8 protein-coding genes are annotated in these 6,481 nt (G+C 62.6%); 6 read left to right on the forward strand and 2 right to left on the reverse strand.

All coding sequences use genetic code 11. The features are described from left to right. Nucleotides 1-197: 197 nt before the first annotated feature. Nucleotides 198-605 carry a response regulator gene (locus tag JQ587_RS33685; RefSeq protein ID WP_212303266.1) on the reverse strand — a complete coding sequence of 136 codons (408 nt, stop codon included), beginning with the start codon at nt 603-605 and terminating at the stop codon, nt 198-200. A gap of 510 nt (nt 606-1,115) precedes the next feature. Here JQ587_RS33685 and JQ587_RS33690 point away from each other — a divergent pair. From JQ587_RS33690 to JQ587_RS33705, 4 genes are all read left to right on the forward strand, one after another. After that, on the forward strand, nt 1,116-1,826 hold the full coding sequence (locus tag JQ587_RS33690) for a Crp/Fnr family transcriptional regulator (protein WP_212428206.1): 711 nt from the start codon (nt 1,116-1,118) through the stop codon (nt 1,824-1,826). Nucleotides 1,827-2,026: 200 nt separating this feature from the next. Further along, nucleotides 2,027-2,722 (forward strand): Crp/Fnr family transcriptional regulator, encoded by a 696-nt coding sequence (locus tag JQ587_RS33695; RefSeq protein ID WP_212428207.1) that lies wholly within the window; start codon nt 2,027-2,029, stop codon nt 2,720-2,722. 133 nt (nt 2,723-2,855) lie between these two features. Then, entirely contained in the window at nt 2,856-3,269 is a 414-nt protein-coding gene (locus JQ587_RS33700) for an Hpt domain-containing protein (RefSeq protein ID WP_212428208.1), read from the forward strand. Nucleotides 3,270-3,367: 98 nt separating this feature from the next. After that, complete coding sequence (locus JQ587_RS33705; protein ID WP_212303114.1) at nt 3,368-3,616, forward strand: hypothetical protein; 249 nt, start codon at nt 3,368-3,370, stop codon at nt 3,614-3,616. A gap of 33 nt (nt 3,617-3,649) precedes the next feature. Here JQ587_RS33705 and JQ587_RS33710 read toward each other — a convergent pair whose 3' ends face one another. After that, nucleotides 3,650-4,270 carry a LuxR C-terminal-related transcriptional regulator gene (locus tag JQ587_RS33710; RefSeq protein WP_212303115.1) on the reverse strand — a complete coding sequence of 207 codons (621 nt, stop codon included), beginning with the start codon at nt 4,268-4,270 and terminating at the stop codon, nt 3,650-3,652. Nucleotides 4,271-4,610: 340 nt separating this feature from the next. Between JQ587_RS33710 and JQ587_RS33715 the strand changes: the two genes are divergently transcribed. Continuing rightward, complete coding sequence (locus JQ587_RS33715) at nt 4,611-5,774, forward strand: hypothetical protein (protein WP_212303116.1); 1,164 nt, start codon at nt 4,611-4,613, stop codon at nt 5,772-5,774. Between the two features lie 336 nt (nt 5,775-6,110). Next, nucleotides 6,111-6,481 (forward strand): hypothetical protein (locus tag JQ587_RS33720; RefSeq protein WP_212428209.1); only part of this gene is annotated, 371 nt, incomplete at its 3' end.

Raw genomic sequence — 6,481 nt, forward strand, 5'->3', positions numbered from 1 at the left:
CTTGATAACAGCGTCACGACCAGCGCAAAAAAATCCTGCCAATGTTGGGGGCTACGCACGGGCCGCGCGAATTGAATCAAATCACGCGCAATCGGAATCGCCTTCGCGTCCATCCGTCGAAGGGCCGGTGAAACCCGCGAGATCCGCGCTCGCGGTAAATGGACTCTTACCTCACGCGCGCCGCGAACTCTAACACGCTAACCCAATCGCGCAGCAGCGGCTTGGTGCTCGGCGAGACAGTCTCTGATCGCGGCCAGCAGCGCATTCGGCGTGAACGGCTTGCGCAGGCAGCGCGCAGCTCCGAGCTCCAGCGCCATTCTCAGGAAGTCGGGCGCAGGCGAATTCAGATCCGCGAAGGCATAGCCGGACATCGCAATCAGCGGAGTGGCAGGCGCGCGGTCATGAAAGAGCCGGATCGATTCGAACCCGCGCATGTGCGGCATGAAGATGTCGATGATCATCAGGTCGAACTGTTCGTTCTCGACAGCTCGGAGCCCCGCTTCTCCGCCGTCCGCAATCGTCACCCGAAAATTGTTGCGCTGGAGATAGATCTCGATGGCCATGGACACCATCGGGTCGTCGTCGACAACGAGAATATGGCGCAGACTTTCTGTCGTCGTTTGAATTTCCCGCTTCGGCGATTCAATAATTGAACCGTGGCGCACGCCTTTCTCCTCTTGCTTGCATTGAAATGGTGATGACTGCGCGCGCAGTCGGCCTGGTACGGCATGCGCGCGGGATGATTGCGAGATCTGCGACCAGACCGGACAAAGGCGCGAGGCAAAGTCTGACGGCTGAAGAGAAGCGACGAATGAACAAGATGGCGTCGACCGGCGAATGCCCGATGGAAAGGCAGATCCAATATCTGCCGTGGGTTGCCAGCTTCCGGCCCATGAGCCTCCTGCCACACTTTCCCGGGTTGAGACGCATCACTGACTCGCCGGGCGCGCGAATCAGCGCGCTGTTCTCATTTCCGCCGCAAATGCGACAAGCTGTCTGCCCTCTAACGGGTATATGGACAGCGACACAACCATTACAATAAATTTGTACCGCCGCGCAACTGGATGTCGAAGACGCGGCGCTGATCTCATGGAACCGGGCTGGATTGATCCTGCATGACCGCGAGCGGCCCACCGCCCAACCGATTGCTGCAAATGCTCGACGCAGCGGACTTCGATCTGTTGCGTCCTCATCTCGTCACGATCGAATTGGTCAGAGAGACTGTCTTGGGTGAGACGGGCGCGGCGCTGCGACACGTCCACTTCCCGCACCATGGAACGGTTTCGATCACAGTGAGCCTGTCCGAGGGACAGACGATCGAGGTGGCAATGCTCGGTCGCGACAGCATTGTCGGCGGCAGTGCGGCGCTTGCGGACGGGATCGCGGCGTCAGACGCTGTCGTGCTCTTCCCTGGAACCGCTTCCGCGCTCGACGTCACGGCTTTTCGAACCGTCGCCGCCGCCAGCCTACCGTTCCGCAACCTGATGATCAGGCATGAGCAGGCGCTGCTCGCATATGCGCAGCAATCCTTGCTCTGCAATACGTTGCACCCGGTTGAGGCGCGCCTGGCGCGCTGGCTGCTGCGGGCCCGAGATCTGTCAGATAGCGAAATCCTGCCGCTGACGCAGGAAGTCTTGGCCCAGATGATGGGCGTGCGGCGCAACGCCATTTCACTGGTCGCGCATGCACTGCAACGTGCCGGGGTCATCCGCTATAGCCGGGGCCAGATCGAGATCACCGATCTAGGCGCGCTGCAAGCCACCGCTTGCGACTGCTATACCGCCGTGAAGGCCCATCACACGCGTCTGTTGACGAGACCGCCTTGATGCCAGCGCGACGAAATTTGGCTGCATGCTGGCGTGCACACAAGGCGATATCGATTGATTGCCGAGCCGCGCCTGTCAACACTGAACCAATTGCCAATATATCCCAATGGAAGCATGTTGGAACTTGTTCGGGCAGAGGGCGGTGATTTCGCCGGCGGGCGCATTCACCGGCGAGGCGACGGGAGGCAGCTTTGGAAACGATGGTGCGCCCATCCAACGGTTTCCTGTCGGCGCTGTCGACAGACGACTATGAATTGATCCGTGCACATCTGCGCACGGTCGATCTGCCCCATGAGGCGGTGCTGGTGGAAACCGGTGAGACGCTCAAGCGCGCCTACTTCCCCCACCGCGGCGTGATCTCGCTGGTCGTGAAACTCGCCAAGGGCGAGCATGTGCAGGTCGCCATGATCGGTCGCGACAGCCTGCTCGGGACGCTCTCGACCATGGGCGACGCATGCGCGCTCAACACGGCGGTCGTGCTCGTTCCCGGCGCCGCGTCCGTCATGGACCTTGACCAGCTACGCGTCGCGGCCGAACAGAGCCCCACCCTGCGGACCTTGCTGACGCGGCATGGGCTCGCTGTTTACGCGCAGGTTCAGCAGACCGCGGGCTGCAACGCGGCGCATCCGGTGGAATCGCGGCTGTCGCGCTGCCTGCTGCACACCCATGATTTGTCGGGCGACTACCGCCTGCTGCTGACGCAGGAGGCGATGGCGCAGATGATCGGGGCGCGGCGCAATAGCGTATCGCTGGTCGCCAACACCTTGCAGCAGGCCAATTTCATCCATTACAGCCGCGGACACATCCAGATTCTCAATCTGGACGGGCTGCGCCAGACGGCCTGCGAATGCTACGCCACCGTCAAGGCCCAGTACGACCGGCTGCTTGGGGCCTGACGGCAGGCACGGGGCCGCGCATGGTAAAGTAAGTGCTTATCGCCGCCCTCAAACACCGCGCGTCTCGTGACCAGAACTGCAATCGGAAAGGCGTAGATGTCCCGGACGCCGCATAATAGGGACCGGGACAAGCATGTTCGACGCCGCATTCGCACCCGCGCCAGGCGCGCACGACACCGCCCCCCTGCGCGACCTTGAACCGCTGCGCGACCTTGAACCGCTGCGCGAGCCTGGCGCGTTCGACGCGCTGGTGCGCGAGATCGGGGAGGACGGCGCCCATGAGGTGCGCGCGGTGTTCTGGAGCGATACCAGCGCACGGCTCCAGCTGTTTCACACGCTCGCGCTCGGCCAGCATCGGGCCAAGATCGCGCGCGAGGCGCATTCACTGAAGAGCACGGCCAGGACATTCGGCTATCTCCGGCTCGCGGCGCTGGCGTTGCGGCTGGAGAGCACCGCCGACAGCCTCGCCGACGCCGAATTTGGCGATCTGCTGCAGCAGATGGACGCGGCCTTTGCCGCCGCAAAGGCGCAGGAGCCGCAGGGTTGACCATCCCGTCGAAAAACCCGCCGTACTTATACGGTTTGCAATTTTCACAGATGACTAATCATAGGTGGCGATAGTCGCCGGAAACCAGGAGGGTTTCCATGTTCACCTATGAGACTGCGGACCAGAAAGAGGTCCGTCGCTTCCGCATCGCGCAGTTCAACGGCCGGATGGCAACGGTGAAGGCGGGCGAGTCCACGGTGACGGGTTTTGTCCGCTCTGTGCTGGAGCAGGAATCGACCATCCCGCCACGCTGGACCATCACGATCATCCCGAATGCGCCGAAGGAAGAGCCGAAGCTGCTGCGGCCCACCTCGCGCGCGCGCCCCTTCGCCGAAGACTATTTCTAGGCCCGGCCGCGAAGATAGCGCCAGCCGACAGGCTCAATCGATCGAATGCAGCAGCGCCGCGCGGACGAGGTCCGCGGTGTTGCGCGCGCCGAGCTTGCGCATCGCTTCTGCCCGGTGGCTCTCGAAGGTGCGCGGGCTGATCTGCATCCGCAGCGCCCCCTGCTTGTTCGAAAACCCCTCACTGATCAGCCTCAGCACTTCACGTTCGCGCTTGGTCAGCCGCTTGCTCGACAGGCTCGAGAGCTCGGAGCTCGGCTCGCGCGGTGGCGGGAGCACCCGGCCTACCTTCAACTCGACCTCCTCCGTCGTCGACGGCGCGGGCAGACCACCCTTGTGTGGGCCGGCGAGCTGCTTGACCAAGCCGCAGACGCGCTCGGTCTGCGCCAGCGCGTTCTCTACCACCTGCTGCAAATAGGCGCGGTCGCCCGCAACGGGCGCGAGCTGATCGCTGTGATGTTTGATCTCGCCCATGTAGAGCAGGAGTGCGGTCAGGGGACCATTGAGCTCGCGAGCGATGGCTGCAGCCATCTCGTCCGCCGCCTTGGTACGGGCGGCATTCAGCCGGACGAAATCGAGCTCTTCGGGCGCAGAAGCGCTGCTTTCGAACCATTCCGACGGCCGCGAATCGGTGACCGTATCGTTCTGTGACCCCATGTGACTCGTTTAGCGGAACCCGGGGCGAACTGTGGTTAACTTTTCGCTCCGTAAGACTACGGCTATTTTGTCTGTTTTGCGCCGAAATGCCGACATCGGCACAATTTATGCTTGCGCACACTGGCTTGGGACTATGCAGAGGTTGATAAAACTGCCCAAATCATAGGCAGACACCGAAACGCCTCCTTAACGGCCGCTCCCCCGCCCGATCCCGCCGCCCCCGGATTTTACGGATTAATTAACGGCGGCTTGCTTCTCTATGTCGCAATTGAGAGCGCGCAAATGCCTCCATGCATTGGGCCGATCAGGCCTGCTGGATCGTTGCGAGAGATTGCGTGCCATGGACGGGATCGACGAGTTATCGGAGTTTTTGCAGAAGCTGACGCCATTGTCGCGCAGCTGCCTGCTCAGCGAACTCGAGCGGCTCGAGCTGTGCGGCATCGACATGCCGGGCTCGACGGAGATTCAAGCCAAGCTGCGCGCCGAATTTCGCAAGGACGGGTCGACCCAGGCGCGCGCGACCAACCCGTCGCGCTACTTCTTCGCACCGCTCGAGCTGCTGCTGATCGACGGTGCCCCCGAGCACGCCAATGCGGGACGGATTTCGCGCAACACGCTGACCCCGATCTGGGAATGGATCTGCCGCGACCTTCTGCCGACCATGGCGCGCGACTACATCAAGGCGATCAACGACCAGGTCACCGCCAACAATCCCAAGGAAGTGCTGAAAATCGCAACGACCTTCCAGGTCAAGGTCCTCAAGGTGCTCGAGAACACCCTCGCATCGGCGGAGAGCACCGAGTTCGCGCGCGGCAAGCTCGCGCAATACACGGCTTCGCGCACCGCCTTCGACGACGTCAAGAAGATGCAGCAGGTGCTGCGCGCCGGCAACGCACTGCCGAAGTTCAATGAGAAGCTGCCGGCGGCGATCGCAAAATTCGGTGACGGCCAGGTCGCGCAGATCACCGCGCAGCTCGACGCCTTCAAGAAAGCCAATCCCGAGGCACTGCCCTTTGCACTGGCGCTGGTGGCCCGGCGCTTGAAGATGTCGTGGCAGCTGGTGCGCCTCGCCACCAAGGCTGCGCCGAGCAAGAGCGCGGCCGACGTCGCGGCTGCACCTTACGCCTGCGTCGTCCCCATGGTGCTCGACCGGCTCGACGACAAGCGCCTCGCGCTGAGGGTTGCGCTCCGGCACAACCGCGTGCTGGTCGCGCGCGACCTGCTCGCCGAGATCTACGATACCGAATACGCGCTCAAGGTTCGCATCGACGGCATCGAGCATTGCGAATGGGGTGCTCGGCTTCAGCAATTGATGGATGCGATCGCAGCGCTGGTGTCCGCCGAAGTCAGCCGCTTTCCCGCCAATGTCGGTCACATCCTGGGATCGCGACGGCTGCGCAGCCAGGACACGCTGGGTGGCAAGCTGACCTACCTCGCCTGGAAGGGGCGCGACGCCGTGCAGGACGGCGCGGCGGCGTTTCGCAAATTGATCGGGGCGACCTAGTTCCCGCAGCACTATTCGGGCGCATGCGGCATGCACAGGAAGCGATCGAGAAATCGTCCTGACATCACGAACCTGAACCACCAATAGATCATCCGCCGCGTCGTCATAGCTGCGATCCCTGACAGCCCACCACCGGCTACGTGGATCAATAGCGCATATGCAGCAATACGGATGTGAGGTGCTTCACACTCGCCCGTCCGGCACTTAGACGCGTTGTCGCATCACCGTCACGCGCGATGCCGTATCATGCGCGCATCGCGCGAAAATGAATTCGTGGATGGAACCCCTCCCCCCTATTCTCCGATGCATCGCATGCTGCATTAAAAGGACATTGGGATGAGATCGATCCGACTGAAATTGGCGGTGACCGCATGGCTCACGGGAGCGTGCGTGCTCGCTTCGGCCGCGATGGCGCAGACCGCGCCGCCTCCCGGCAACGCTGCGCCGACCGCCGACAATACCGTCTTGCTCACCGTCTTCTTCAAGCACGATCAGTCGCGCCCGCTTCATGAGCTGAATGCGCAGCTCGACAAACAGGGCTTTCGCAAGGCCTTTCCGCCGGCGGGGGTGGAGGTCGTGAGCTGGTACGTGATGATGGGCATCGGCCAAGTGGCGACGCTGCGGCTGCCAGCCTCGCGACTGCGCGAGGTCAACCGCATCATCGAGGACACCGCGTGGGGTCCGTACCGCACCGAGTTCTATCCGAC

Source organism: Bradyrhizobium manausense (assembly GCF_018130615.1).
Classification (GTDB): Bacteria; Pseudomonadota; Alphaproteobacteria; order Rhizobiales; family Xanthobacteraceae; genus Bradyrhizobium; species Bradyrhizobium manausense_A.

Excerpts from the sequence above, each read along its gene's own strand:
- JQ587_RS33700 (WP_212428208.1), top strand. The coding sequence starts at position 2,856 with ATGTTCGACGCCGCATTCGCACCCGCGCCAGGCGCGCACGACACCGCC.
- JQ587_RS33715 (WP_212303116.1), top strand. The coding sequence starts at position 4,611 with ATGGACGGGATCGACGAGTTATCGGAGTTTTTGCAGAAGCTGACGCCA.
- JQ587_RS33705 (WP_212303114.1), top strand. The coding sequence starts at position 3,368 with ATGTTCACCTATGAGACTGCGGACCAGAAAGAGGTCCGTCGCTTCCGC.
- JQ587_RS33710 (WP_212303115.1), bottom strand. The coding sequence starts at position 4,270 with ATGGGGTCACAGAACGATACGGTCACCGATTCGCGGCCGTCGGAATGG.
- JQ587_RS33690 (WP_212428206.1), top strand. The coding sequence starts at position 1,116 with ATGACCGCGAGCGGCCCACCGCCCAACCGATTGCTGCAAATGCTCGAC.
- JQ587_RS33695 (WP_212428207.1), top strand. The coding sequence starts at position 2,027 with ATGGTGCGCCCATCCAACGGTTTCCTGTCGGCGCTGTCGACAGACGAC.